Genomic DNA, 26,483 nt, shown 5'->3' on the forward strand with positions numbered 1-26,483 from the left:
ACCCTACGCCGGGACAGGGGCGGTGCGGTCCGGTCCGGGGGGAACGGGCGGGATCAGGCCCCGCGCACCGTGTCGATCATCAGCTGGACGTTGTCGGGATGCGCGTCGGGCGTGATGCCGTGGCCAAGGTTGAAGATGTGCGGCCCCTTGGAGAAGGCTTTCACCACATGCCGGGTCGCTGCGATCAGCGCCTGGCCGCCGGTCACCATATGCTCGGGCGCAAGGTTGCCCTGGACGCAACCGTCGATCTGGACATTGGCGGCGGCCCATTCGGGGCTGACCGAGTTGTCGATGGCGACGCAGTCCGCCCCGGTGCGGTGGGCAAAGCCGATGTAGCCCTGGCCGGCCTCACGCGGGAAGGCGATGATCGGGGTGCCGGGGTGGCGGGCTTTCAGCGCGGCGATGATCTTCTGGGTGGGCGCTTCGGCGAAGTCCTTGAAATCCTGGCCTTTCAGCGATCCGGCCCAGCTGTCGAAGAGTTTGACCACCTCGGCCCCGGCCTCGATCTGGGCCGAAAGGTATTCGACAGTCGCCTCGGTGATCCGGTCGATCAGGGCCTGGAAGGTCGGACGGTCCTGGGCTTTCAGCGCGTGGGCGGCGGCCTGGTCCTTCGATCCTTTGCCGGCGATCATGTAGGTGGCGACAGTCCAGGGGGCACCTGCGAAACCGATCAGCGTGGTTTCCTTCGGCAGTTCGCGCGACAGGATGCGGACCGTCTCATAGACCGGCGAGAGGGTCTCATGGATCGCCTCGGTCGGTTTCAGGTTGGCGACCTGGCCGGGGGTGTCGGTCGTCTCCATCCGGGGCCCTTCGCCGGTTTCGAACCAGAGTTTCGGGCCAAGTGCCTGGGGGAGAAGGAGGATGTCGGCGAACAGGATCGCCGCGTCAAAGCCGTAGCGGCGGATCGGTTGCAGGGTGACTTCGGCCGCAAGCTCGGGGTTGTAGCAGAGCGAGAGGAAGTCGCCGGCCTTGGCCCGGGTCTCGCGGTATTCCGGCAGATAGCGGCCGGCCTGGCGCATCATCCAGATCGGGGGGGTGGGCAGCACCTCGCCCTTGAGCGCGCGCAGGATCGTCTTGGTCATCTTTGCCTCATCTTTTCGGGAACCATGGGTCGGCTGTGGGGCGGGTGTTGTCAAGAGTTGTCAGGCGCGCCTGACACAGGTAAGCCTTGCCGCATGAGCGATGAAATGCCCACCCCCGCCCGCCCCCTGAAGATCGGCACCCGTGGTTCGCCCCTGGCCCTGTGGCAGGCGCATGAGACCCGTCGCTGTCTGATGGCGGCCTTTGGCCTGCCGGAAGCGGCGTTCGAGATCGTGGTGATCAAGGTCACCGGCGACCAGATCCAGGACAAGGCGCTGCGCGAGATCGGCGGTAAGGGGCTTTTCACCCGCGAGATCGAAGAGGCGCTGCTGGACGGCGGGATCGACATCGCGGTCCATTCGATGAAGGACATGCCGACCTTGCAGCCCGAGGGGCTGGTGCTGGACTGCTATCTGCAGCGGGCCGATGTGCGGGATGCGTTCGTCTCGCCGCATTACGGGTCGATTGCAGAACTGCCGCAGGGGGCGACGGTGGGTTCGTCCAGCTTGCGGCGGCGGGCGCAACTGGCGTTGCGGCGGCCGGACCTGAACCTTGTGGAGTTCCGGGGGAACGTGCAGACCCGGATGCGCAAGCTGGAAGAACGGGTGGCAGATGCCACGTTCCTGGCGATGGCGGGGCTGACGCGGCTGGGCATGCTGGAGGTCGCGCGCACGGCGATTGCACCGGAAGAGATGCTGCCAGCGGTGGCGCAGGGCGCGATCGGGATCGAGCGGCGGTCGGCGGACGCCCGCGTCGCGGCGCTGCTGGCGGCGATCCACCATGGCGAGACGGGCCTGCGGCTGGCGGCGGAACGGTCGTTCCTGGCGACGCTGGACGGGTCTTGCGAGACGCCGATTGCCGGCCTTGCGGTGATCGAGGGCGATCAGTTGTGGCTGCGGGGCGAAATCCTGCGGCCGGATGGCACGGCCTCGATCAGCGGCGAGCGGCGCGGGCCGGTTGCGGCGGGTGCGGCGATTGGCCGGGCGCTGGGCGACGAATTGCTGGGCCGCGCGGGGCCTGGGTTCTTCGGCTGAGGCTTACAAAACCGACGTGAAACGGTTACATGGCCCGCACCTGCTGCGGAGCCGTCGCGCGTGCCTGAGTCCGACCTGCAATCCCACCTTGCGGCCGCGCTGGCCGAGCCGTTCCGCCGCGTGCGTCCGGTGGTCCTGCCGGACGGCCGCCGCTTCTGGCTGAAACGGGTCGAGCGGCTGTCAGGCCGCTTGCGCTGGCAGAAGGGCGATCCGGCGCGGGCCTTTGCCACCGAAAGGGCCGGGCTGCACGCGATGGCCGAGGCAGGGGTGCCGGTGGCCGGCATCGTGGCGGAAGGGCCGGACTGGCTGCTTATGCCCGACGCAGGCCCGGTGCTGCCCGAGGTCGTGGCGAATCCTGCCCGCAGCCAGGATGAGAAGCTGCGCGCCTTTGGCGAGGCCGGCCGTGCGCTGGGACTGGTGCATTGGGCCGGGATGGCGCATGGCCGCCCCGCCGTGCGCGATATCTGCTGGGATGGTGTGCAGGCGCGGTTCATCGACCTGGAACGCTTTCGGGCCGCGCGGCGCGGCGGGTTGGCGCAGGCGGCCGATGTGGTGATGTTTGCCCAGACCGCCTTTACCCAGTGGCCAGACGATCCGCGTTGGCTGGAGGCGGCGCTGGCGGCATATGCCGTGAACGCCCCGCCCGATGCGATGCCACGGGTTACGCGACTGGCGCGCTGGCTGCGGCCGCTGGGCTGGTTGGCGCGGGGCCTTGGCCGGGTGAAGCCCGACAGCCGCGAGATCCGGGCGGCCGCGCTGACGCTTGAGCGGCTTCGGCGCGGTTAGGGCGATTTCCGAACGGAAATCGGGACGGAAATCGAAGTCGATTTCCGCTTCCCGGTCAGTCCTGTGCGCGCAGGGTGCTGGCCGGACGGGCGGCAAGCGGGCGCAGCGCGAAGAAGAGGCCGGCGAGCAGGGTGGCCAGCACCCCGCCCGCGACGATGCCCAGGGCCGAGACGGGTTCGAACCGATAGGTCGTTTCCATCACGAAGGTCATCACCGCCCAGCCGGCGATGCCCCCTGCCACCACCGCGACAATCCCCGCTGCTGCGCCCATGAGGGCGGAGCGCAGCGCGAAGCTGGACAGGATCTTGCCGCGCGTCGCGCCCAGCGTCTTGAGGATTGCGGATTCGTAGATGCGCGCGCGTTCGCCGGCCGCTGCCGCGCCGATCAGGACGACGAAGCCGGTGATCAGCGTGCCTGCGGCGGCCCAGGCGGTGGCTGTGGCGATCGCCGATAGCGCCTCGGCCACGCGGTCCACGGCCTCGCGGATGCCGATGGCGGTGATGTTGGGCCAGGTCTTGGTCACGTCGCGCAGGATCTGGGCCTCGGCCTCGGGCGGGGCGTAGACGGTGGCGATATGGGTGTGCGGTGCCCCGGCCAGGGCGGCGGGGTTCAGCGTCATCACGAAGCCCATCCCGGCGTTGGAGAAGTCAACCTCGCGGAACGAGGTGATGGTCGCGGTCAGGTCGCGGCCCAGGATGTTGACGGTCATCGTGTCGCCGAGGTTGAGGCCGAGTTCCTCGGCCTCTTCGGTGGCGAAGCTGATCTGCGGGTCGCCTTGGTAATCCTCGGGCCAGAATTCGCCTGCCGTGATGCGGGTCTTTTCGCCGGGGGTGGCGGCATAGGTGATGCCGCGGTCGCCGCGCACGACCCAGTGGTCGCCGGCAACCTCGCGCGCGGGGCGGCCGTTGATCTGGGTGATGACGCCGCGCAGCATCGGGGCGGTCTCGATTTCCGTCACGGCGGGGTTGGCGTCGACCATGGCGAGGAAGGGGTCGATCTGGTCGGGCTGGATGTCGATGAAGAAGAAGGCCGGTGCGCGGGTCGGAAGGTCGGTGGCGATGGCCTGGCGCAGGTTCCAGTCGATCTGACCCACGGCGGCCAGGACCGAGAGGCCGAGGCCCAGCGACAGGATGACCGAGGTGGCGTCGGACCGTGGCGCGCCGATGGAGGCGAGTGCTGCGCGGGTGGCTGGGCGGCCGTGGGTCAGCCGGGTGCGGGCCAGCCGGCGGGCCAGGCTGCGCAGGCCCAAGGCGGCAAGCGTCAGGATCAAGAGCGACCCGACGATGCCCCCCGCCGCACCAAGGGCCAGTTCGGGGATGCCGGACAGCCAGGTGGCGCTGCCGATCAGGGCGACGGACAGGAGCGCGAGGGCGGTGAGGTAGCGTTTGCGCGGCCAGGTGCGGGTGCCGCTGCCGCCACGGTACAGGGCTGCGGGGCGGATACGCTCGGTCCGGGCAAGGGGGAGGAGGGTGAAGATGAGGGCCGAGAGGGTGCCGTAGAAGGCGGCCTCGGCCAGCGCGCCGGGGTAGAGGCGGATCTCGGCCGGGAAGGGGAGGGAGGCTTCGATCAGGGGGGCGGCAAGGATCGGGGCGATGGCGCCAAGGGCAAGGCCGATGGCGATGCCGATGGCGGAAAGGATCGCGGTCTGCCAGAGGTAGCTGCGGAAGATGAGGCCGCCTTCGGCACCGAGGGTCTTGAGGGTGGCGATGGTCTCGGTCTTGCCGTCAAGGTAGCTGCGGATCGCGGCCGAGATGCCGACGCCGCCTACCGCAAGGCCCGCGAGGCCGACGAGGACGAGGAAGCTGCCGATGCGGTCGATGAACGCCTCGATCCCGGGGGCGGCGTTGCGGCTGTCGGTCCAGCGCATGCCCTTGTCGCGGAAGGTGGATTCGGCTTCATCCTCAAGTGTCTGCAGGTCCGCGCCGGGTGGCAGGACCAGGCGGTAGCGGGTCTCGTACATCGAGCCGGACGCAAGGAGGCTGGAGTTGGCCAGCGCGTCGGAGTGGACGACGGTGCGCGGGCCGAGGGTGAAGCCGGTGGAGGCGGAGTCAGGCTCGCGGGTCAGGGCGGCGGTCAGGCGGAACTCTTGCGTGCCAAGGCGGAATGTGTCGCCGATGGAGAGGGCGAGGCGGTCGATCAGGACCGGGTCCATGATCGCGCCGGGGAGGCCATCGGCAACGGCCAAAGCCTCGACCACGGGGATCGGCGGGTCAAGCTGGGCGGAACCGGTCAGGGGCCAGGCGTTGTCGACGGCCTTGATCTGGGTGAGGGCCTGGTCGTCCTGGACCAGCGCCATGGATCGGAAATCGTAGACTTCCGAGACCTGGGTGGCGATCCGGTCCATATAGGCGCGTTCGTCGGCGTCGGCGGGGCGGTAGGTGAAGCGCATCTCGGCGTCGCCGCCCAGGATCACCGCGCCCTGGTCGGTCAGGCCCTGCTGGATGCCGGTACGAAGGGTGCCGACGGCGGCGATGGCGGCAACGCCAAGCGCAAGGCAGGCGAGAAACACGCGAAAGCCGCGCAGGCCGCCGCGGAGTTCCCGGCGGGCGATGGTGAAGGCGAGGCTCATTCGGCGGCCTTGGTCATCGAGGCGGGCGCGTGGGCTTCGGGGGCCAGAAGGCCGTCGGCCAGCCGGATGACCCGGTCGCAGCGGGCGGCAAGTTCGGGGGCGTGGGTCACCAGGACCAGCGTCGCGCCGTGGCGGTCGCGCAGGCCGAAGAGGAGGTCCATGATCGCCTGGCCGTTGACGCCATCAAGGTTGCCGGTGGGTTCATCCGCCAGCAGGATCGCCGGGCGCGGCACGGCGGCGCGGGCCAAGGCAACGCGCTGCTGTTCGCCGCCGGACATCTGGCTGGGGTAGTGGTGCATCCGTTTTCCCAATCCCACGGAGTCCAGTTCCGCCTGCGCGCGGTCGAAGGCGTCCTTCACGCCGGCCAGTTCCAGCGGCAACGCCACGTTCTCCAGCGCGGTCATTGTGGGAATGAGGTGGAAGGATTGGAACACAACCCCCATATTCCCCCGACGGAAGCGGGCGAGCGCGTCTTCGTTCATCGCGGTCAGGTCTTGCCCCAGGGCAAGCACCTTGCCGCCGGTGGCACGCTCCAACCCGCCCATGAGCATGAGGAGCGATGACTTGCCCGACCCCGATGGCCCGATCAGCCCGACCGTTTCGCCCTTGTGGACCGAAAGGGTGATGCCCTTCAGGATCTCGACCGGGCCGGCATTGCCCGCAAGGGTCAGCCGCGCATCGGTGAGGGCGAGAACGGGATCGGTCATGCAAAGGGTCCTTCGGGTGGGGCTTTCACGGGGATATGGCGCAGTGCGGCGAATGCGCAATGCTGCATTTGCAGTCTTGGCACTGTCAAGTTCTGCGCTGGCCGAGCCGGTCACGATCGTGGCACTGGGGGACAGCCTGACGGCCGGCTATGGGCTGGCGGACCAGAGCCAGGGTTTTGTCCCGGTGCTGGAGGGCTGGCTGAAGGCCAAGGGCCATGAGGTGGCGGTGCAAAATGCGGGGGTTTCGGGCGACACGACGGCGGGGGGGCTTGCCCGGGTTGGCTGGGCGCTGGGGCCAGAGGCGGACGGGCTGATCGTGACGCTGGGCGGCAACGACCTTTTGCGCGGGATCGACCCGGCCTCGTCCAAGGCAAATCTGGACGGCATCCTGAAAGAGGCCGCAGCGCGCAAGCTGCCGGTCCTGCTGGTGGCGATGAAGGCGCCGGGGAACTTCGGGCCAGAGTACAAGGCCACTTTCGATGCGATGTATGGTGAGCTTTCGGCGCAATACGGCACGTTGCTGGCCGAGGATTTCTTTGCCGGGCTGCGGGCGGCGGGGGCGGACCCGGCCGATCCGGCCTCTCTGGCTGCGTTCATGCAGCCGGATGGCTTGCACCCGAACCCGGAGGGGGTGAAGCTGATCGTGGAGGGGCTGGGGCCGCAGGTTGAGGCATTGCTGGCGGTGGTTCAGGCGGGGAGCGGGCAAAATCCTTAAGAAAGGATTTTGGCAAATTTCTTGAGAAAGAAATTTGGGTCCCCGAACTTGCGTCCCGCAAGCTTGGGTCTGGTGGGGAGGTGGCGGTGGAGCATGAGGTTCTGTGGCGGGTCGGGGTCTTTCTGGGCGTCCTTGGGGCGCTGGCGGGGTTGGAGCGGCTGGCCCCGCGTCGCCCAATGGTGCAGCCGAAGCCGAGGCGCTGGACGGCGAATCTGGGGCTGGTGCTGATCGACGTGGCGGTGGTCCGGGCGCTGGCCTTTGCCCTGCCGATCCTGGCGGTGGCGGCGGCGGTGGATGCCGGACAACTGGGCTGGGGCCTCTTCAACGCGCTGGACTGGCCCGCCTGGATCGAGGTGCTGCTGGCCGTCCTGATCCTGGACCTGGCCGTCTGGGCGCAGCATCTGGTGACGCACAAGGTGCCGCTGTTCTGGCGGTTTCACCGGGTTCACCATGCCGATCGCGATTTCGACGTGACGACCGCACTGCGGTTTCATCCGGTCGAGATTGCCGGGTCGGCCGGGTTGAAGGTGGGGCTGGTCTATCTGCTTGGCCCCTCGGCCCTGGCGGTGCTGCTGTTCGAGATCCTGTTGAACGCCACGGCGATGTTCAACCATGCCAACCTGCGCCTGCCGGGGTGGCTGGACCGGGTGGTGCGGCTGCTCCTGGTAACGCCGGACATGCACCGGGTGCATCACTCGGTCCACCGGGCCGAGCATGACAGCAATTACGGCTTTGCCCTGTCGCTTTGGGACCGGATTTTCGGCACCTATGTGCCAGAACCGAAGGCAGGGCAGGACGGGATGACAGTGGGGCTGGAATGGCAGGACGACCGGACGATGCGGCTGGGGTGGATGCTGGGGCTGCCCTTCTTCCGGCGCTAGAGGCGCGGCTGGCGGCGGAAAGGTTGTCGGTCCTGGGCGGCTTTGCCGTGACCGAGGGGGAAGAGGGGTTTCCGCCGGGGACGCGGACGCTGCTTCTTTTGGGGCCGGCCGAGCCGGGGTTCTGGGCGCATCTGACGGCCCAGCCGGAATGGGGTGACCCGGACCCGGTGGACCGCTGGTCGCGTCGGGTGATCGGACGGCTGGCCTGTGACCTGGGGGCCAAGGCGCTGTTTCCCTTTGGCGGGCCGCCCTATCACCCGTTCTACGCTTGGGCGCTGCGGACGGGGCGGGTCTGGGACAGCCCGGTGCGGCTTCTGGTTCACGCGGACCAGGGGCTGATGGTCAGCTTTCGCGGCGCGCTGGCGCTGAAGGAGGCGGTTCCGGTGCCGCCCCCGCTGGCAAAGCCCTGCGACGGCTGCCCGGCCCCCTGCCTGACAGCCTGCCCGGCCGGCGCGCTGACCGGGGCGGGCTATGACCTGCCCGCCTGCCACGGGTTTCTGGACCAGCCCGAGGGGGCCGACTGCATGACAGGCGGTTGTCTTGTGCGCCGCGCTTGCCCGCTGTCGCAAAGCTATGCAAGACTACCCGAACAGTCGGCCTATCACATGAGGCAGTTCCACAGATGAAGCGGTTGATCCTGACGCGGCATGCGAAATCCTCGTGGGATGATCCGCTGACCCCCGACCATGACCGCCCCTTGAACGAGCGGGGCAAGGCGGCGGCGGCGGATCTGGGGCAATGGCTGGCCAGCCGCGACTATGTGCCGGGCGAGGTCCTGTGTTCGGACGCGGTGCGGACGCGCAAGACATTCTCGGGGATCGCGCCGGCGCTGCCGGGGGCCCCTGTGCTGGAGCTGAAGCCGGCGCTGTATCATGCCGGGCCGGATGTGATGATGGCGGTGCTGAAACACGCGAAGGCGGATGTGGTGATGATGATCGGGCACAACCCCGGCATCGCGGAATTCGCGGCAAGGCTGGTCGCGCATCCGCCCTCGAACGCCGAGTTCGCGCGTTATCCGACCGGGGCGACCCTGGTCGTCGACTTCGACGCGCCGGACTGGGGCGCGGTGGCCTTTGGGCAGGGCGTGGTCGTCGATTTCATCGTCCCGCGCGAGATCCTGGTCTAGGGCCCTGGCATCTGGACCCGGGGTCCGGCTTGCGTCATATCGCTGACGCCGTCCAACCCAAGCGGAGTGCCCGTGGACTTTCAGCGCCGCAACCTGTCCGTCCAGCGCCTGTCTGTGGCCGGGGGCCTGTCGGTCCTGAGCGCATTGCGGTCCGTGGACGGGCTGCGGCTGTTCCTGGACCTGCGCGACAGCGCGGGCCAAGCGGAGTTGGAGCAGCATTTCGCGGAAGTCACCAAGCTGGGCGAATCGGCGATTGCGCGGCCCTGGCCTGGGGCGGATGCTGGGCTGGGCCTGGTGGAGACGCCGGCCGAGCCGGGCCTTTTCGCCGGCCTGCGCACCGCCCTGTCGCTGTGGAACGGCGAGAGCGTCGAGACCGTGCGAAGCTGGCTTCTGTGGCTGAACGGGCAGCACGGATTGCAGGCCGCGCTGATCCTGGACCGCTCGCCCCCCGACGAGGCGGTGGCGGCGGCTGATCAGCTTGAGGCGGCCTTGCGCGACACGCCGGATCTGGCGGGCCTGCGACTGGTGCTGGTCAGCGCCGATGTGGCCCTGGGCGATCCCAAGCTTGGCCACGAGGCGCATCCGATGAACTTGCCCGATGCGCCGGGCAAGGACCGGATGGAAGCGCCCCTGCCCGATCCCTGGCGCGCGCCGATCCAGTTCCACGCCTGGTACGAGCTGGCCCGGTGGCAGTTCCTGACCGGGGCGCGGTCGGTGCTGGCGCTGGACCCGATCGACCTGCTGCCTGCGCCCGAGGCCGGTGTGCCGACCGTGTTCGAGGCCGCCGAGACCCTGAGGGGCGCCTATCTGCCGCTGAGCGGGCAGCGCGCCTATCCCTGGACGCTGCGGCCCGACGCGCCGGCCGAGTTCGGCGACCATATCTGCACCCGGTTCGATGCCGGGCCGGATCTTGCGCGCTGGTGCGTCGCACCGGCCAAGGGCGGGGCGGGCGGGCTGTGGCGCTGGCGCCGGATCACCGGGATGCGCGCCGCCCCGGTGCCACGCGACTTTTACCGCTGTGTCGCGCTGCGGACCGCAAGTCAGGCGGACCAGCCGCAAGCGGTGTCGCGGCTGGTGCCGAAATCCAGCCTGGTGGAAAATCCGGTGCTGGCGGCGATCTCGACCCAGCTTGGCGCGGCACCGCGCCGGATACCGCAAGCGGCCTTGCGCCCGATCGACGGTCCGGGACAGGACGTCACCATCGTCAGCACGATGAAGAACGAGGGGCCGTTCATCCTGGAATGGCTGGCTTATCACCGCATCGTCGGGATCGAGAAGTTCCTGATCTATACCAATGACTGCACCGACGGGACCGATCACTTTCTGAAGCTGCTGGCCCGGAAGGGCCTGATCGAACACCGCGAGAATCCCTATCGCGAATCAGGGCTGAAACCGCAGCACGCAGCACTGGCCGCTGCCGACCGCGAGGCGCTGGTGACCGGGGCGTCCTGGGTCATCTGCATGGACGTGGACGAATACATCAACGTCAAGACCGGCGACGGCACGCTTGCCGCGCTGTTTGCGGCGGTACCGGACGCGAACCTGATCAGCATGACCTGGCGGCTGTTCGGCAACGGCGATGTGCAGGGTTTTGATCCCGCGCCGATCATCGGCCAATTCGACCGGTGCGCCCCGGAAATGGCGCGCAAGCCGCATCAGGCCTGGGGCTTCAAGACCATGTTCCGCAACCTGGGCCTGTTCCGCAAGCTTGGGGTCCATCGGCCCAAGGGCCTGGTCGCGGCGCTGAGCGACCGGATCAACTGGGTCAACGGATCGGGCCGGGCGATGCCCGAGTCGGTGTATCGCACCGCCTGGCGGTCCTCGCTTTCGACGGTGGGCTATGACCTGGTGCAGTTGAACCACTATGCCGTGCGCTCGGCCGAAAGCTTTCTGGTCAAGCGCGACCGGGGGCGGGTGAACCATGTCGACCGCGACCAGGGCCTGGCCTACTGGTTCAGGATGAACAACAATTCCGAGGTGGAGCGCGGCATCATGCGGATGATCCCGGCGCTGGAACAGGAAATGGCGCGGCTGCTGGCCGACCCCGAGATCCGCGCCGCGCATGAAGGCTGCATCGCCGCCCATCGGGCGCATATCGCGCGACTGATCGAGACCGAGCAATACAGCCGCTTCTATGCGGAAATCACCGGCGAGCGGATGCAGCGGCTAAGCCGGATGCACCGGCATTTCGGCACGAACGTGTTTCTTGCCGGGCCGGAAGTCATCCCGGATGACATCGTGTTCAAGGACCATCCGGCCGACTTCTTCTTCAACGTCCCGCCTGTTGCCGAGGCGGAACACGACTGACGGCCCGGTCTAGTCCTCGACCTCGGGCCCGGTCCCGTCCCAGGCGTTGGCCATGATCCAGTCGCGGCGCATGACGAACTCCGGTTCGGCGGCGATGCTGTCGATCTTCGCGCGGTGCCAGGCGCAGGCGTCGGCCTGCAGGGCCATGAGCTTGGCGTCGGATTGATATGTCTGGTCGTAATAGGCGCGGGCCGCAGCCTCCAGCGCCGGGTTGTAGGTCGAGCTGGTCGCGTCGTTGCGGTTACGCTCGCGCCAATAGCGCAGCGAAACCGACTTGTTCGCCACGACGACATCGCCGCGCAGGGTCTTCATGAAGAAGCTTTCCAGCGATCTGAGGGCATAGTGGTCAAGCGAGACAAGGTCATAGCTGCCACGCACGTCCATGCCGTTCTGGCTGGCGTCCTGGTGAAACCAGTCGGTCGGCCGGCCCGAGCCATCCAGCCAGCGCGGTGCGCTGTCGGCCTGGAAATCGGGCCGGTGGTTGCGCAGCTTGGCCAAGAGAGGGGACAGCCGGGTGATCGTCTTGACCCCACGGCGCGCGCGTCGTTTGCCGGGCGCCTCGATCTGGTGGGCGGGAAACTGCGGGCGGATCCAGCCGGGCGTGAAGTGGGCCCGCCCGTTCGCGCCGTGGTTCAACTCGCTGATCGACAGCGCGTCGAACGGTCCGGTGGCCTGGAAAAGATCGGTCAGCTGACCCGCGCCGCACCGGATGTTCAGGAATTCGTCGACATCCATCGAGATGACGAAATCGGATCGCCGAAAGACCGGCAGCATCTGGGTATAGGCCAGGGCAAGCGGCTGGAACGCGGGCGAGCCGGCCACGAGCGCGGGGTTCGGCAGGTGCTGCACCTCGCCCCGGGCGGCGAGGTGGTCGAGGATCCGGTCGGTGCCGTCGCTGCAATCATTGGTGAAGACGACGAAATCGGTGACCCCCACTGCCCGGTGCCAGGCCAGCCATTCCAGGATGAAGGGGCCTTCGTCCTTCATGCAGGTGGTGATCAGAACGCGCGGGTTCTGTGGCGGCCAGGGGCGGGCGGATTGCGCGGGCATCGGGGTGCCATCGGGTTGGGCGGGCGCCGCGTCCTGGCGCAGGAAGCGTTGGACCGGGCTGCCGGGCGCTGTGTCGCGGGCGGGGTGCAGGCCCTTGGACTTCAGGACCGCGGCGATCCGCTTCTGCCCTTCGGGACCGTAGACGACCGGGTGTTGGGTCAGGATGAGATGGCGCAGGCTGGACAGGTCGACCGCGTCGAACAGCCCAAGTTCGCTGCCAGCGATGTCGCAGACCAGGACCGTGGGGCGCAGGTCCTGCATCAACTGGGCCAGCCCCACGGCGGGCACCTGCGCGACCCGTGAGAAGGGGCGCGAGGGCCCGTCCAGCGAGGAGGCCCGGAAATCGGCGCGGATATAGAAGGGTGGGTTGGCGTCTGGCTGGTCCACGACCACCGCGTTTCGCAACTCCACCCGGTCCTGCAGGCCATTCAGGCGACAGGTTTCCCGGATGATCGGGATCAGGTCGGGATTGGCTTCCACGGCGACCACCCGGTCCACCCCGGGCGTTGCGGCGGCAAGGGCAGAGCAAAGGCCAAGGCCGGCACCCAGATCAAGGACCCGGTCGCCAGGCCGCAGGACCAGGCGCAGGGCCGCGCAGGCGTCGCCGCTATAGCGGCCCCGGCGCAGCGGCTTTTCGATCCGGGGCCGGATGATCCGCGGGTCGAAGGGAACCTGCAGCCCGTGGCAGAGGATCACATCGGCTGTGGCCATGGCGACGGGTGCGGCAGCGGGCTTGGCGAGGGGGGCGGCAGCGGGCTTGGCGGGCTTTTGCGCTGTCGGCGGGGCCCCCGCTGGCAGGGCATGCGCATCATCGTCGTCATCGTCGGTCACGGGTGCCGAAGTCTTCTTGGCCGGGATCGGCGCCAGGCGCGGGTCGATCCCGTGCTTCAGGACCGCGCGGTAGAGGAAGCTGCCTGGCCGGGGGCGGTTGCCCTCGGCCTCTTGCAGGCGGGGTTTCATGCGGCGCGCCCAAAGGTGGACGGCACGGGTGTCGGCGTCCAGAAACTCGGTCTCGATCTGGTGGCGCGGCAGCAGCATCTTGTTGCGGTCACGGAACGACACCGGGTAGAAGGCCGCCTGCGGCAGGGCATGGGCCCATTCGCCGCTTTGCTTCAGAAAATGGGTAAAGGCGGCAGGGCCGGTCAGGCCCCAATCCTGGTCGCAGAAATGCACCGGTGTGCCGGCGTCCTTGGCCGCTTGCAGCACCGCCCGCTTCTCGGCGCTGAGCCAGGGGCCGATGGCATGGACATCGGCCACGAAGTCAAGCAGTTGCGCCAGGGTCTGCGACCCGGTGGGCAGGCGCATCACGGCATTGCAGACCAGATCCTTCTTCTCCAGCCCGAAGACATAGCCATCGCGGAAATCGAAGGGTTTCACGCACAGGACATCGGCATCCACCCAGATGCAATCCGTCTTGGCCATGAGGTGCAGCCGCCAGATATCCGCGTGGATCGCGGGGCTGCCGGTCCGGCGATGCCGAATGATGTTGTCGCCGGGAAAGATGTCGTTGGCATCGCAAAGCGTCACGCCCTGTGGGACATTGGCAACCTTGTCGTAGGTGTAAAGCCGCATCTCGTGCCCGGCGTCCACGAAGGACCTCAAGCAAAGCTGCTCCAGCCAGGACAGTTCGGGTCCGATCCACAGCGTGGCGATCGTCGGCAAGGTCGGCATGATACGCTCGGATGCGGCGGCTTAGGCTGTCTATGTGATGCGGTCTTGGCCTGTCAATGACGACCGCCGCTGCAGCACAGGGCATCGGGGGACTGTGGCCCGGCCGGGCGAATTGCCGTGGAACAGCGTGTTTTGTGGAGCGTGATCCAGAACGCGGGCCCGTTCCGGGCAAGGGGTGGCCGGGGGCGCTGACCCCCGGCCGGTTGCTTAGTGGTCGGCCATGGCCGCAGCGGCCTTCGCCTCGGCCTGCGAGCCGCGCGCGCCGTTGAAGAAGGCGTTCAGGATCACGGCGGTCAGCGAGGCCAGGAGGATGCCCGACTCGATCAGCGGGTGAAGCTCGTGCGGCATCCACTGCTTGAAGTTGGGCGCGACCAGCGGGATCATCCCCATGCCGATCGAGACCGCGACGACGAACAGGTTGTTGCGGTTCTTCGCGAAGTCCACGCCCGCAAGGATGCGGATGCCGGTTGCGGCGACCATGCCGAACATGACAAGGCCCGCGCCGCCCAGGACCATGGTCGGGACGGATTCCACCAGGGCGCCCATCTTCGGCACCAGGCCGAGGACAATCAGGATGATCCCGCCCGCAACGCAGACAAAGCGGCTGCGCACCCCTGTCACGCCGACAAGGCCCACGTTCTGGCTGAACGAGGTATAGGGGAAGGTGTTGAAGATGCCGCCGATCAGGGTGCCGACGCCATCCGTGCGCAGGCCCGCCGAAAGCATCGGTTGGGTCACCGGCTTGCCGGTCATGTCGCCCAAGGCAAGGAACATGCCCGTCGATTCGATCATCACGACGATCATCACCAGGGTCATGGTCACGATCATCACCAGATCGAAGGTCGGCATCCCGAAGTGGAACGGCGTGATCAGGCCGAACCACGACGCGTCGGCCACCTTGGCGAAGGTCATCTTGCCCAGGGCCACGGCAATCACCGCGCCGATGATGATGCCCAACAGCACCGAGATATTGGCGACAAAGCCCTTGGCGTAGCGGGCGATGAGCAGGATCGACGCAAGCACGATGGCCGAGATGGCGATGTTGCCCATCGGCGCATAAGCCTCGTTCATCATCGTGGGGGCGGGGGCGAACTTGGGCGGCAGTTCCGGCAGGCCGGCGGCGGCGGCGCCCTCGGTCACGGCTTTAAGCCATTCGGCATGGGCCGGGTCCACGATCATCGGCGCGGTCGGGCCGACCGGGTTGCCGAAGATCCAGTTGATGCCGATCCGCATCAGGCTGACGCCGATCACCAGGATGATCGTGCCGGTGACCACCGGCGGGAAGAAGCGCAGCATTCGGCTGACGAAGGGGGCGATGATGATCGAGATCACCCCGGCCGCGATGATCGCGCCGAAGATCGCGCGGGCACCCTCGGACCCGCCTTGCGCGTTGGCCATGGCCACCATCGGGCCGACGGCGGCGAAGGTCACGCCCATCATCACCGGCAGCTTGATGCCGAACCACTGGGTCGCGCCCAGGGACTGGATCAGAGTGACAAGACCGCAGACGAAGAGGTCGGCCGAGATCAGGAAGGCAACATCGGCGGGCTCAAGCTTCAGCGCGCGGCCGACGATCAGGGGGACGGCGACGGCGCCGGCGTACATGACAAGGACGTGCTGCAGGCCAAGCGTGAAGAGCTTTGGCGGTGGCAGCATCTCGTCCACGGGATGCGTGGTGGTCATTGTGGTTTCCTTTTCCCTTGGGGCTTGTTGGTATTCTCGCCGTCTGCGCATTGCCCCTGCATGCGCTCCGGTTAGGACGCCCCCGATGGTCAGGGGGCGAGGACCGTCCAGGGTTGGGTGTAACGGTGTTCTTCAAGGTTCGGGGTCGGGCCGATGCGGTCGACCACAGCAAAGAGGCCGGGGGCGAAAAGGGGGGTCAAGACGCCATGCCAGGTGCCACGGTGCAGGTTGATGCCCTGCGCGCCATTGGTGAGGAAGGCCTGTGGCTGGGCGTCGGGGCCGGTGGCGACGATGACGAGGAACGGATGCTCCGTCATGGGGATGAAGGCCTGGGATCCCTCGGGGTGGCGTTCGATCAGGTCGAACTCATAGGGCAGGGCGCGGGGTTCGGCCTGGAAGATCGAGATCCCGGCGCGGGCGTCCTGCCCGAAGTCGAGCGCGGCGCGGTCGTGATGGCGGCGGCAGAGGCCGGCGTTGATCAGGCGATGCTCGCCGGTCGCGTCAAGGACGTCGCCGAAGGGGGCGAAGGCCGTTGCGGTCAGGGGGACGGGGCGGATCAGGCGCATGGCTGGTATCCTTGCGAACTTTCGCAGAAAATTCCTGGAACGAGTTTTCTGCGAAAACTCGGGGTCATCGAGCGGGACCAAAGGCGCCGGGGCCGCGCAGCTTGGCGTGGCGGTTGACGTCCTTGTACAGAAGATAGCGGAACGGCCCCGGTCCGGCGGCATAGCAAGCCTGCGGGCAATAGGCGCGCAGCCACATGAAATCGCCGGCCTCGACCTCGACCCAGTCCTGGTTCAGCTTGTAGACGGCCTTGCCTTCCAGGACATAGAGGCCGTGTTCCATCACGTGGGTTTCCTCGAACGGGATCACGCCTCCGGGCTGGAAGGTCACGACGTTGACATGCGCGTCGTGGCGCAGGTCGTCGGGCTCGACAAAGCGGGTGGTGCCCCAACGCTCGTTCGTTTCGGGCATCCAGCGGACCGGGACGTCGCGTTCGTTGATGACAAAGGCCTCGGGCGCAGGGACGCCGGGGGCGGGTTCGTAGATCTTGCGCAGCCAGTGGAAACGGGCAGGGGTCTGGCCTTCGGCAAGAAGCGTCCAGCGGCTGCCGGCGGGGATATAGGCGTAGGATCCATCCTCCATCTCATAGCCGGTGCCGTCGATGGTCAGGGTGGCAAGGCCGCCGGTGAAGAACAGCCAGTGCTCGGCGCCGGTTTCGGCGTCGGGCGCGTCCGAGCCGCCGCCGGGGGCGACCTCCATCACATATTGGCTGAAGGTCTCGGCAAAGCCGGACATGGGCCGCGCGATGAGCCAAAGCTTCGTCTGGGTCCAGCCGGGCAGGAAGCTGGTGACGATGTCGGAAAAGCAGCCCCTGGGGATGAAGGCGTAGGCGTTGGTGAAAACCGCGCGCTGGGTCATCAGGGCGGTTTGCGGCGGCAGGCCGCCGGGCGGGGTGTAATAGCTGCTCATGGCAGTTGGTCCTTCAGGCGCAGTTCGGCGATGCGCTCGACCTGAGCGCAGGCGGTGGCGAATTCGGTGGCGGTGTCGTTGGCGATGCGGGTCTGGAAGGCGTCCAGGATCGTCGCCTTGGTGTTGTCGCGGACGGCGATGATGAAGGGGAAGCCGTGCTTTGCGACATACTCCTCGTTCAGCCGCTGGAAGCGGCTTCGCTCCTCGTCAGTCAGCGCATCGAGGGCGGCGGAGGCTTGCTCGGCGGTCGACTCGGGCGTCAGGCGTTTCGCGGCGGCCAGTTTCCCGGCAAGGTCGGGGTGGGCCTTCAGGACGGCCAGGCGTTCGTCGGGCGAGGCCGAGCGGAACATCCGGGTCAGCGCGTTGTGGAGGCCCGTGGCGCTGTCATGGGCGGGGCCAAGCTCCAGGTCGAAGGCACGTTCGGCGATCCAGGGAGAATGTTCGAAGATCGAGCCGAAGCGGGCGACAAAGCGGTCGCGCGTCATCTGGGAGGGCCGCTCGAACCGGTTATGCGGGTGGGTCGCGGCCCAATGCCGGGCGATGTCGATGCGACGCGGGAACCAGACGCCGGCATGGCCTCGGGCGTAGTCGAGGAAGCGTTTCAGGCCCGCGATCTTGCCGGGGCGGCCGATCAGGCGGCAATGGAGGCCGATGGAAAACATCTTGGCGGCACCCGCCTGACCTTCGGCGTAAAGCGTGTCGAAGCTGTCCTTGAGGTACTGGTAGAACTGCTCACCGGTGATGTAGCCGGGGGCCGTGGCGAAGCGCATGTCGTTGGCTTCCAGCGTGTAGGGGATCACCAACTGGTCGTGGTCGCCATATTCGCGCCAGTAGGGCAGGTCGTCATCATAGGTGTCGGAAATCCAGGCGAGTTTCCGGGTCTCGGCCGTCAGGCGCACGGTGTTCATGCTGCAGCGGCCGGTGTACCAGCCTTGCGGCGGGGAACCGACGACTTCTTCATGCAGGCGGAAGCTTTCGGCGATCTGGCGGGCCTCTTCCTCGGGGGCCATGTCGCGGTGGTCGACCCATTTCAGGCCGTGGCTGGCGATTTCCCAACCGGCAGCTTTCATCGCGGCGACCTGTTCGGGGTTGCGGGCCAGGGCCGAGGTGACGCCGTAGATCGTGACCGGAATGTCCATCCCGGTGAACAGGCGATGGAGCCGCCAGAACCCGGCCCGCGCGCCGTAGTCGTAGATCGATTCCATGTTCCAGTGCCGCTGGCCCGGCCAGGGGGCGGCACCGGCAATGTCGGAGAGAAACGCCTCGGACTGAGCGTCGCCGTGCAGGACGTTGTTCTCGCCGCCCTCTTCATAGTTCAGGACGATGGACACGGCGATCTTAGCGCCGCCGGGCCAGCGGGCGTCGGGGGGAGTGGGGCCGTGGCCACGGAAATCACGGGGGTAACGGTTCACGGGGGGTCTCCTTCTTGGCGGCGAGACTAGCGAGAAATGCGGAAGGTATTTTCAGGATTTCACGGAAAGTCATATGCGCGCAACGCCGGGTCGCGCGGTCGCTGGTTTCGTGTTCAGATGCCCGAAATGACGGAGGACAAGAATGGGACGGCTGTCGACGCATGTGCTGGATACCGCCAAGGGCAAGCCCGCAGCGGGGGTGAAGATCATGCTGTACCGGATTACCGGGCAAAGCCACCGCAAGATCAAGGAAGTGGTCACGAACGCGGACGGACGGACGGATGGCCCGCTTCTGGAAGGCGACCAGCTGGAGGCCGGCAGCTATGAGCTGGTCTTTGCGGCAGGCGACTATCTGCGGGCCAGCGGACAGGCGGGCGAGGGCACGCTGTTCCTGGACGAGATCCCGATCCGCTTTGGCGTGCCGGATGCCGGGCAGCACTATCATGTGCCGCTGCTGATCTCGCCCTTTGCCTATTCGACATACCGCGGCTCCTGACCGGGCAGTATCGTGACGCAGGCGTGATCGGCGCCACCCGCAGGGTCGTGAAAGCGTCACTTGCGGTTGACGGCGTATGGGTATCTTGTATTGCGGTCGATTATTCGGGTTAAGGAGAACCGCATGTTTCGGATGACGTCGTATTTGGCCGCTCCGGCCGTTGTTTTCTTGATGGGTAGCACTGCTTCGTTCGCGTTGACCGCGGATCAGGTCTGGCAGTCGTGGAAAGATGCAGGCGCGTCGGTCGGGCTGGAAGTCACCGCCGCGACCGAGAACAACGCGGGCGGCGTGCTGACGCTGAACGGCGTGTCGATCGCGCCGGCCGGGATGGCAGGTGTCACCATTTCCGACATGACCCTGACCGAAGGCTCGGACGGCACGGTCACCATCGCGCCGGGTGCCGATATCGGCGTGGCAATGTCGGGCGAGACCAAGGGCTCGGTCAAGCTGACGCATGAGGGGCTGACGCTGGTCGCGCGTGAGGCGGACGGCGGCGTGGCCTATGATTACAGCGCCGACAAGCTGGACGTGGTCTATGACACCACCGCGCCGGGCGTGTCTTTCGATGGCTCGCCCGCGCCGGAAGTGAAGAACGCCGGGACCATTGGCTTTGCGGGCCTGGTCGGCACCTATTCCGACACCCCCGGCACCAACCGCACCTTCGGGCTGGACCTGACGGCGGACGCGCTGGCCTACAACACCACCTTGGACGACCCGTCGCTGGAGCTGAAGCAGACCACGACCAGCACCACGGCCGGGGTCGAGATGTCCTTTGACATGGTGATGCCGACCAGCATTTCGGCGGGCGGCGAGATGCCGGCAGACTTTGGCGTGGCGCTGCAGGAAGGCCTGGCGTTCACCTTCAGCTCGAAGCAGGGCGAATCCAACGGCACGATGGCGCAGGAAAGCCCCTACATGCCGATGGACATGACGATCAAGGCCGGCGGTGGCGAGGCGACGGGCGTGTTCAACAAGGACACGTTCCAGATCATGTCCACCGGCAGCGGGCTGGAGGTTGACGTGACCTCGGGGATGATGCCGGCGCCGGTCAAGGTGACGGCAGGCCCGGTGGAGTTCGGCATCACCTCGCCGGTGATGGCGACCGAAACGGCGGGCGACTATGGCCTGACGATGAAGCTGAGCCAGCTGGCCGTGAACGAAGAGACCTGGGCGATGTTCGACCCGCAGGGCGCGCTGCCGCGCGATGCGGCGGATATTGCGATCGACGTCTCGGGCAAGGCCAAGATCGACTTCCCCGCGCTGATCGCGGCCGAGGAAACCGGGGCCATGCCGCCGGTTCCGCAGCCGGAAACGCTGGACATCACCGAACTGGCTGTCAGCGTCGCCGGTGCCGCGCTGAACGCGACCGGGGCCTTCACCTTCGACAACTCGATGGGCACCCCGATGCCGCTGGGCGAGGCGAATGTCTCGGTGACCGGTGCGAATGCGCTGATCGACGGGCTGATTGCCACCGGCCTGCTGGCCGAGGAAGACGCGATGGGCGCGCGGATGATGATGGGCGCCTTCATGACGCCCGGCGCGAACCCGGACGAACTGACCACCAAGATCGAAGCCAAGGAAGGCTTTGCGATCTTCGTGAACGGCCAGCAGATCCAGTAACCGGATCGCAGGATCAAGGAAGGGCGGGGCCGCGCGGTCCCGCCCTTTTCTTTTGCCGCAAGGTGGGCGAATCGCCCACCCTACGCCAGCGCGGTCATCCGGCGCAGGTCCTCGCGGATCTGGGTGGCCACGAATTCGGTGAAAAGCTGGATCTTGGGGTCCTTCAAACGCCGGTGCTGGCTGAGCGCGGACAACTGCACCGGCAGCGGCGGGGTGGCGGTTGCGACCGGGACCAGGCGACCCTCTCGCAGATGCTCTGCCACCTCGAACAGCGGTTTCAGGACGATGCCGTGGCCATCCAGCGCCCAGCCTGTCAGAACGTCGCCGTCATCGCTTTCGAAGGGACCGGTGATCTCGAACCGGCGGGGGCCTTCGGCGGTGAGGAGCGTCCACTGGAACTCTTTCGCGCCGGGAAAGCGCAGGTTCAGGCAATCGTGCCTGTCGCGGACCAGGGCGGTGCCGTCCTGCGGCATCCCGCGCCGCGCCACATAGGCGGGCGAGGCGCAAAGGAGGCGCGGGCAGTCGGCGATGGTGCGGACCTTGAGCGTGGAATCCTCCAGCAGGCCAAGGTGGAAGGACACGTCGATGCCTTCGGCCACCACGTCGATGCCGCGGTCCGACAGGCGCAGGCGGACGTCGATCTGGGGGTAAAGTTGCTTGAAGGCCGGCACCTTTGGCGCAATCAGCCGGCGCCCGATCCCCAATGGGGCCGCGACGAAGATCGTGCCGCGCGGGTTCTGCGTCACGTCCATCACCGCGGCCTCGGCGTCGTCGATCGCCTCAAGAATCCGGCGGGCGCCGTCATAGAAGATGCGGCCGTTCTCGGTCGCCTGCAGGCTGCGGGTGGTGCGGCTGAAGAGGCGCACGCCGAGGTGCTTTTCCAACTCTGATATGCGGGCCGAGGCGACGGCGGGCGAGGTGCGCTGATCGCGGGCGGCAGCGGACATGCTGCCCAATTCATAGACGCGGACGAACATGCGGATATTGTTTACATAGGACATCTGGGGGCCATTCTTCGGCGCGACTTGAAAGTGATGCGGGCTTTCTATGGATTAACAGAAAGGTGCCACGCGCGATAGCGTTTCGACAAAGCCGGGAGGGGTCACGATGTACGACTGGGTGGTTCTGTGGGAATGGGTCGAGATCGCGGCACGCTGGCTGCACGTGATCACGGCCATCGCCTGGATCGGGTCAAGTTTCTATTTCATCGCGCTGGACCTGGGCCTGCACCGGGATCGCAACCTGGCCAGCGGGGCCGATGGTGAGGAATGGCAGGTCCACGGCGGCGGGTTCTACCATATCCAGAAGTATCTGGTCGCCCCGGCCTCGATGCCGGATCACCTGGTCTGGTTCAAATGGGAAAGCTATGCGACCTGGCTGTCGGGCTTTGCCATGCTGGTCCTGGTCTATTACCTGGGGGCCGAGCTTTACCTGATTGACCCCACGGTGATGGAGTTGTCGACCTGGCAGGCCGTGGCGATCTCGCTTGCCTCGCTGGCCTTCGGCTGGGTGGCTTATAATACGCTGTGCAAGGTCTTTGTGAACGCCAACCAGACGGTGCTGATGGTGGCGCTGTTCGTGGTGCTGGTGGGCATGGCCTGGTTCTACACCCAGGTCTTCAGCGGACGGGCAGCCCTGCTGCATCTGGGGGCCTTCACCGCCAGCATCATGTCCGGCAACGTGTTCTTCATCATCATGCCGAACCAGCGGATCGTGGTGGCCGACCTGAAGGCGGGGCGGAAGCCGGACCCGAAATACGGCAAGATCGCCAAGCAGCGGTCCACCCATAACAACTATCTGACACTCCCGGTCGTATTCCTGATGCTGTCGAACCATTACCCGCTGGTCTTTGCGACCGAGTGGAACTGGGTGATCGCCAGCCTTGTCTTCCTGATGGGCGTGACGATCCGGCACTGGTTCAACACCAGCCACGCCCGCAAGGGCAACCCGCACTGGACCTGGGGCGTGACGGTGATCCTGTTCCTGATCATCGCCTGGCTTTCTACCTCGCCGATGCGGGCGGTCGAGGATCAGGCGATGAACGGCGCGGCGCTGACCTATGCTTCGGCCGAGGGTTTCGAGGACGTCGTCGGCATCGTCCAGGGCCGTTGCAGTATGTGCCACGCCGCGGAACCGGGCTGGGAGGGCGTCCACTGGGCGCCGAAGGGCGTGGTGCTGGAGACCGAGGCACAGATCGCGCAAGAGGCACGGCGCATCTACCTGCAGTCCGGGATCAGCCATGCGATGCCCCCCGGCAACCTGAGCTACATGGAACCCGAAGAACGCGCCGCCATCGTGCGCTGGTTCCGCGCGGCGGGGATCAGCGACCCGATCTGACCGGTTCCGGCACGATCCTGCGCGTGCCGTCGCGGCAGCGGGAACAAGGTCACCGCCTTTTGGTTGAGGGCCCCGAGCCTGGGATGAACCGCGCAAGCGTGTCGTCCCCGGTGCCACCAACCTGGAGACTGACAATGAAACTTTATGCTCCCCTTCTTGCCCTGGCCCTTGCCGCTCCGGCTTTTGCCCAGACCGCGACCACCGAAGGCACTGCCGATGTTGGCGTGGCTGCCGATGTCGGCGTCAACGCCGAGGTGGATACCGGCCTGTCGACCCGCGTCGGCACGGTCTTTTACAGCGACACCGAGATGACCACCCTGCGGACGCCGACCGAAATCACGGCGCAGTGGTCGACGCTGAGCCCCGAGGACCAGACCGCGCTGCGCACCCGTTGCGAAACGCTGATGAACGCGGCCTCGGAGATGGAGCCGTCGAAAGGCGCGGATGCCGTTGAAGCCGACGCCGAGGGGTCGGCTGCCGTGACCACGGATTCGGGCTCGACCACGTCGGAAGACCTGGGCTTTGTCTATGACGACACCCGGATGCGTCCGGTTTGCGAAGCGATCCAGGGTCTGTAATCCCGATCAGCGGGCGGGGCCATTCCAGGCCCCGCCCTGCCGCCAAAGGGTGGCACCCTGACCGGCTTCGTGGCAATACTGGCCCCAGCCAAGAAGAAGGGGTCGCGGACCATGACATTCGGCAAGGGCCACCACCTGCATCTGATCGACGGCTCGGCCTATATCTTCCGCGCCTATCACGCGCTGCCGCCCCTGACGCGCAAGTCCGACGGGATGCCGGTGGGTGCGGTCGCGGGGTTCTGCAACATCCTGTGGAATGAGATGTCGCGCGCCAATGGCGCCAAGGCCGCTACCCATCTGGCGGTGGTGTTCGACCATTCCTCGACCACCTTCCGCAATGCGATCTACTCTGACTACAAGGCCAACCGGCCCGAACCGCCCGAGGACCTGCGCCCGCAGTTCCCCCTGACGCGTGAGGCGACACGCGCCTTCAACGTCGCCTGCCTGGAGACCGAGGGGTTCGAGGCCGACGACATCATCGCCACGCTGGCCCGCCGTGCGGTGGCGGCGGGGGGAAGCTGCACCATCATCTCGTCCGACAAGGACCTGATGCAGCTGGTCGGGCCGGGGATCGACATGTTCGACCCGATGAAGACCCGCACCATCGGCCCCGACGAGGTGATGGAAAAGTTCGGTGTGCCCCCGAACCGGGTGATCGACGTGCAGTCTCTGGCCGGCGACAGCGTGGACAACGTGCCGGGCGCGCCGGGGATCGGCCTCAAGACCGCCGCGCTTCTGATCCAGGAATACGGCGACCTGGATACGCTTCTGGCCCGCGCGGGCGAGATCAAGCAGCCCAAGCGGCGCGAGGCCCTCATCGAGAACGCCGACCGCATCCGTATCAGCCGCGAGCTGGTTACGCTGCAGGACGACACCCCGGTCGACGCGACGCTGGAAGACCTGGAGATCCGGCTGCCGGAACCCGACAAGATCATGGAATTCCTCACGAAGATGGAATTCCGCACCCTGACCAAGCGGGTGGCCGACAAGCTGGGCATCGCGCCGCCCGCGCTGCCCGAGGTGTCGCAACTCCAGGTCGCCCCCCGCGACGAGGAGACGAAGTCGAACGAGGAGCAGCTGCCCTTCGACCACGCCGGCTATGTCTGCATCCGCGACCTGGAGACGCTGACCCGCTGGACCCAGCGTATCCGCGAGGTCGGCCATGTCGCGGTGGATACCGAGACCACCAGCCTGGACGAGATGCGGGCAGAGCTGGTCGGCATCTCGCTGGCCGTCGATGCGGGGCAGGCGGCCTATATCCCGGTCGGCCATACCACGGGCGGCGGTGATCTCTTCGGTGCCACGGCGCTGGCCCCGGACCAGCTGCCGCTGGACCAGGTCCTGGCCACGCTGAAACCGGTGCTGGAGGACCCGGCGGTCCTGAAGATCGGCCAGAACATGAAATACGACTGGAAGATCTTCGCCCGCCTTGGCATCCGCATCACGCCTTTCGACGACACGATGCTGATGAGCTATGCCATGCAGGCCGGCCTGAACGGCCACGGGATGGACGAACTTGCGGACCGCTACCTGGGCCACCAGTGCATCCCGATCAAGTCGCTTCTGGGCAGCGGCAAGGCGCAGATCACCTTCGACAAGGTCGCCATCGACGACGCCGTGAAATACGCGGCCGAGGATGCCGACGTGACCCTGCGCCTGTGGCAGAAGTTCAAGCCGCAGCTGCACCGCGCCCGCGTGACGACGGTCTATGAGACGCTGGAGCGCCCGCTGGTCCCGGTCCTGGCGGAAATGGAGATGGCCGGGATCAAGGTCGACCGCGAGGTCCTGCGCGGCATGTCCAATGTCTTTGCGCAAAAGCTGGTGCAGCTGGAGGAAGAGATCCAGTCCATCGCCGGCGAAAAGTTCAACGTCGGCTCGCCCAAACAGCTGGGCGAGATCCTCTTTGACCGGATGCAGGTGCCCGGCGGCGAGAAGGGCAAGACCGGGGCCTATGGCACCGGCGCCGACGTGCTGGAGGATATCACCACGCTGGAGGACAGCCACCCCCAGGGCGCGCAACTCGCCGCCCGGGTGCTGGACTGGCGCCAGATCGCCAAGCTGAAATCTACCTATACCGACGCCCTGCAAGAGGCGATCAACCCCGAGACCGGCCGGGTCCACACTTGCTATTCCATCGCCGGGGCGAACACCGGCCGCCTTGCCTCGACCGACCCGAACCTGCAGAACATCCCCGTCCGCACCGAGGAAGGCCGCCGCATCCGCGAGGCCTTCGTGGCCCCCGAAGGCCGGGTGCTGGTCAGCCTTGACTACAGCCAGATCGAACTGCGCATCCTGGCGCATATCGCCGAAATCCCGGAACTGCGCCGCGCCTTCGAGGAAGGCATCGACATCCACGCCCTGACCGCGTCCGAGATGTTCAACGTGCCCCTGGACCAGATGACCAGCGACATTCGGCGCAAGGCCAAGGCGATCAACTTCGGCGTGATCTACGGCATCTCGGGCTTTGGCCTGGCGCGAAACCTGCGCATCCCACGGGCCGAGGCGCAGGGCTTCATCGACCGCTATTTCGAGCGGTTTCCGGGAATCCGGACCTACATGTCCGATACTGTCAAATTTGCCCAGGCAAACGGCTTTGTTCAGACCCTGTTCGGTCGGAAAATCAACACGCCCGAGATCAACGCCAAGGGGCCGGGGGCCGGGTTCGCCAAGCGCGCGGCAATCAACGCGCCGATCCAGGGCACTGCGGCGGACGTGATCCGCCGGGCGATGATCCGGATGCCCCGGGCCATCGCCGGGCTGGAGGCGCGGATGCTCCTGCAGGTCCACGACGAACTTCTGTTCGAGGTAAGCGAGGCCGACGCCCCCCGCCTGATCCCGATCGCGAAAGAGGTGATGGAGACCGCCGGCCATCCCGCCGTCGCGCTGAACGTGCATCTGGCGGTCGAGGCGGGCCAGGGCCAGACCTGGGCAGCGGCGCATTGATCCGGGACTGGCCCG

General features: G+C 67.0%; 21 protein-coding genes. 12 read left to right on the forward strand and 9 right to left on the reverse strand.

The annotated features are described in order from the left end of the window. Positions 1-53: 53 nt before the first annotated feature. Positions 54-1,082: a uroporphyrinogen decarboxylase gene (hemE, locus tag CXR42_RS11855; protein WP_103257789.1), complete on the reverse strand. Its 1,029-nt coding sequence runs from the start codon at positions 1,080-1,082 to the stop codon at positions 54-56. Between the two features lie 93 nt (positions 1,083-1,175). Between hemE and hemC the strand changes: the two genes are divergently transcribed. Together hemC and CXR42_RS11865 are read left to right on the forward strand one after the other, a co-directional pair. Next, positions 1,176-2,114 (forward strand): hydroxymethylbilane synthase, encoded by a 939-nt coding sequence (gene hemC / locus CXR42_RS11860; RefSeq protein WP_103257790.1) that lies wholly within the window; start codon positions 1,176-1,178, stop codon positions 2,112-2,114. 60 nt (positions 2,115-2,174) lie between these two features. Continuing rightward, entirely contained in the window at positions 2,175-2,900 is a 726-nt protein-coding gene (locus CXR42_RS11865) for a BUD32 family EKC/KEOPS complex subunit (protein ID WP_103257791.1), read from the forward strand. Positions 2,901-2,955: 55 nt separating this feature from the next. Here the strand turns inward: CXR42_RS11865 and CXR42_RS11870 are convergent, their stop codons facing one another. Both CXR42_RS11870 and CXR42_RS11875 read right to left on the reverse strand, forming a co-directional pair. After that, complete coding sequence (locus CXR42_RS11870) at positions 2,956-5,469, reverse strand: ABC transporter permease (RefSeq protein WP_103257792.1); 2,514 nt, start codon at positions 5,467-5,469, stop codon at positions 2,956-2,958. Continuing rightward, positions 5,466-6,176 (reverse strand): ABC transporter ATP-binding protein, encoded by a 711-nt coding sequence (locus tag CXR42_RS11875; protein WP_103257793.1) that lies wholly within the window; start codon positions 6,174-6,176, stop codon positions 5,466-5,468. Before CXR42_RS11875 ends, CXR42_RS11870 begins: the two co-directional genes overlap by 4 nt. 52 nt (positions 6,177-6,228) lie before the next feature. Here CXR42_RS11875 and CXR42_RS11880 point away from each other — a divergent pair, with 52 nt between their 5' ends. The 5 genes from CXR42_RS11880 (at position 6,229) to CXR42_RS11900 (ending at position 11,205) form a co-directional block, all read left to right on the forward strand. Continuing rightward, positions 6,229-6,891 (forward strand): arylesterase, encoded by a 663-nt coding sequence (locus CXR42_RS11880; RefSeq protein ID WP_245875432.1) that lies wholly within the window; start codon positions 6,229-6,231, stop codon positions 6,889-6,891. An 86-nt stretch (positions 6,892-6,977) separates the two neighbouring features. Next, positions 6,978-7,772: a sterol desaturase family protein gene (locus CXR42_RS11885; RefSeq protein WP_103258249.1), complete on the forward strand. Its 795-nt coding sequence runs from the start codon at positions 6,978-6,980 to the stop codon at positions 7,770-7,772. Then, positions 7,709-8,398 carry a ferredoxin gene (locus CXR42_RS11890; protein ID WP_103257795.1) on the forward strand — a complete coding sequence of 230 codons (690 nt, stop codon included), beginning with the start codon at positions 7,709-7,711 and terminating at the stop codon, positions 8,396-8,398. The genes CXR42_RS11885 and CXR42_RS11890 overlap by 64 nt, the downstream gene beginning before the upstream one ends. Beyond that, positions 8,395-8,898, forward strand: a complete 504-nt coding sequence (locus CXR42_RS11895; protein ID WP_103257796.1) for a SixA phosphatase family protein — start codon at positions 8,395-8,397, stop codon at positions 8,896-8,898. Before CXR42_RS11890 ends, CXR42_RS11895 begins: the two co-directional genes overlap by 4 nt. A gap of 72 nt (positions 8,899-8,970) precedes the next feature. After that, the gene (locus tag CXR42_RS11900; protein ID WP_146038059.1) at positions 8,971-11,205 is read left to right on the forward strand and encodes a glycosyltransferase family 2 protein; all 2,235 of its coding nucleotides are present in this window, start codon (positions 8,971-8,973) and stop codon (positions 11,203-11,205) included. Between the two features lie 9 nt (positions 11,206-11,214). Here the strand turns inward: CXR42_RS11900 and CXR42_RS11905 are convergent, their stop codons facing one another. The 5 genes from CXR42_RS11905 to puuE all read right to left on the reverse strand — a co-directional run bounded on the left by CXR42_RS11905 (position 11,215) and on the right by puuE (position 18,494). Then, positions 11,215-13,926 carry an FkbM family methyltransferase gene (locus CXR42_RS11905; RefSeq protein WP_103257798.1) on the reverse strand — a complete coding sequence of 904 codons (2,712 nt, stop codon included), beginning with the start codon at positions 13,924-13,926 and terminating at the stop codon, positions 11,215-11,217. Positions 13,927-14,133: 207 nt separating this feature from the next. Then, complete coding sequence (locus CXR42_RS11910; RefSeq protein WP_103257799.1) at positions 14,134-15,609, reverse strand: nucleobase:cation symporter-2 family protein; 1,476 nt, start codon at positions 15,607-15,609, stop codon at positions 14,134-14,136. 89 nt (positions 15,610-15,698) lie between these two features. Continuing rightward, complete coding sequence (locus CXR42_RS11915; protein ID WP_103257800.1) at positions 15,699-16,175, reverse strand: ureidoglycolate lyase; 477 nt, start codon at positions 16,173-16,175, stop codon at positions 15,699-15,701. A 64-nt stretch (positions 16,176-16,239) separates the two neighbouring features. Further along, the gene (locus CXR42_RS11920; RefSeq protein ID WP_103257801.1) at positions 16,240-17,082 is read right to left on the reverse strand and encodes a bifunctional allantoicase/(S)-ureidoglycine aminohydrolase; all 843 of its coding nucleotides are present in this window, start codon (positions 17,080-17,082) and stop codon (positions 16,240-16,242) included. After that, positions 17,079-18,494 carry an allantoinase PuuE gene (gene puuE / locus CXR42_RS11925; protein ID WP_103257802.1) on the reverse strand — a complete coding sequence of 472 codons (1,416 nt, stop codon included), beginning with the start codon at positions 18,492-18,494 and terminating at the stop codon, positions 17,079-17,081. Before puuE ends, CXR42_RS11920 begins: the two co-directional genes overlap by 4 nt. A gap of 142 nt (positions 18,495-18,636) precedes the next feature. On the opposite strand from puuE, the gene uraH reads away from it, so the two are divergent. Both uraH and CXR42_RS11935 read left to right on the forward strand, forming a co-directional pair. Further along, the gene (gene uraH, locus CXR42_RS11930; RefSeq protein WP_103257803.1) at positions 18,637-18,990 is read left to right on the forward strand and encodes a hydroxyisourate hydrolase; all 354 of its coding nucleotides are present in this window, start codon (positions 18,637-18,639) and stop codon (positions 18,988-18,990) included. 171 nt (positions 18,991-19,161) lie between these two features. Beyond that, positions 19,162-20,610 carry a DUF2125 domain-containing protein gene (locus CXR42_RS11935; protein ID WP_180996048.1) on the forward strand — a complete coding sequence of 483 codons (1,449 nt, stop codon included), beginning with the start codon at positions 19,162-19,164 and terminating at the stop codon, positions 20,608-20,610. Between the two features lie 80 nt (positions 20,611-20,690). Here CXR42_RS11935 and CXR42_RS11940 read toward each other — a convergent pair whose 3' ends face one another. Beyond that, complete coding sequence (locus tag CXR42_RS11940) at positions 20,691-21,611, reverse strand: LysR family transcriptional regulator (protein WP_103257805.1); 921 nt, start codon at positions 21,609-21,611, stop codon at positions 20,691-20,693. 106 nt (positions 21,612-21,717) lie between these two features. Here CXR42_RS11940 and CXR42_RS11945 point away from each other — a divergent pair, with 106 nt between their 5' ends. From CXR42_RS11945 to polA, 3 genes are all read left to right on the forward strand, one after another. Further along, positions 21,718-22,947: a urate hydroxylase PuuD gene (locus CXR42_RS11945; protein ID WP_103257806.1), complete on the forward strand. Its 1,230-nt coding sequence runs from the start codon at positions 21,718-21,720 to the stop codon at positions 22,945-22,947. A gap of 134 nt (positions 22,948-23,081) precedes the next feature. After that, positions 23,082-23,525: a hypothetical protein gene (locus tag CXR42_RS11950; RefSeq protein ID WP_103257807.1), complete on the forward strand. Its 444-nt coding sequence runs from the start codon at positions 23,082-23,084 to the stop codon at positions 23,523-23,525. A 111-nt stretch (positions 23,526-23,636) separates the two neighbouring features. After that, positions 23,637-26,468 carry a DNA polymerase I gene (gene polA / locus CXR42_RS11955; RefSeq protein ID WP_103257808.1) on the forward strand — a complete coding sequence of 944 codons (2,832 nt, stop codon included), beginning with the start codon at positions 23,637-23,639 and terminating at the stop codon, positions 26,466-26,468. The last annotated feature ends 15 nt before the right edge of the window (positions 26,469-26,483 follow it).

Source organism: Tabrizicola aquatica (assembly GCF_002900975.1).
GTDB classification, from domain to species: domain Bacteria; phylum Pseudomonadota; class Alphaproteobacteria; order Rhodobacterales; family Rhodobacteraceae; genus Tabrizicola; species Tabrizicola aquatica.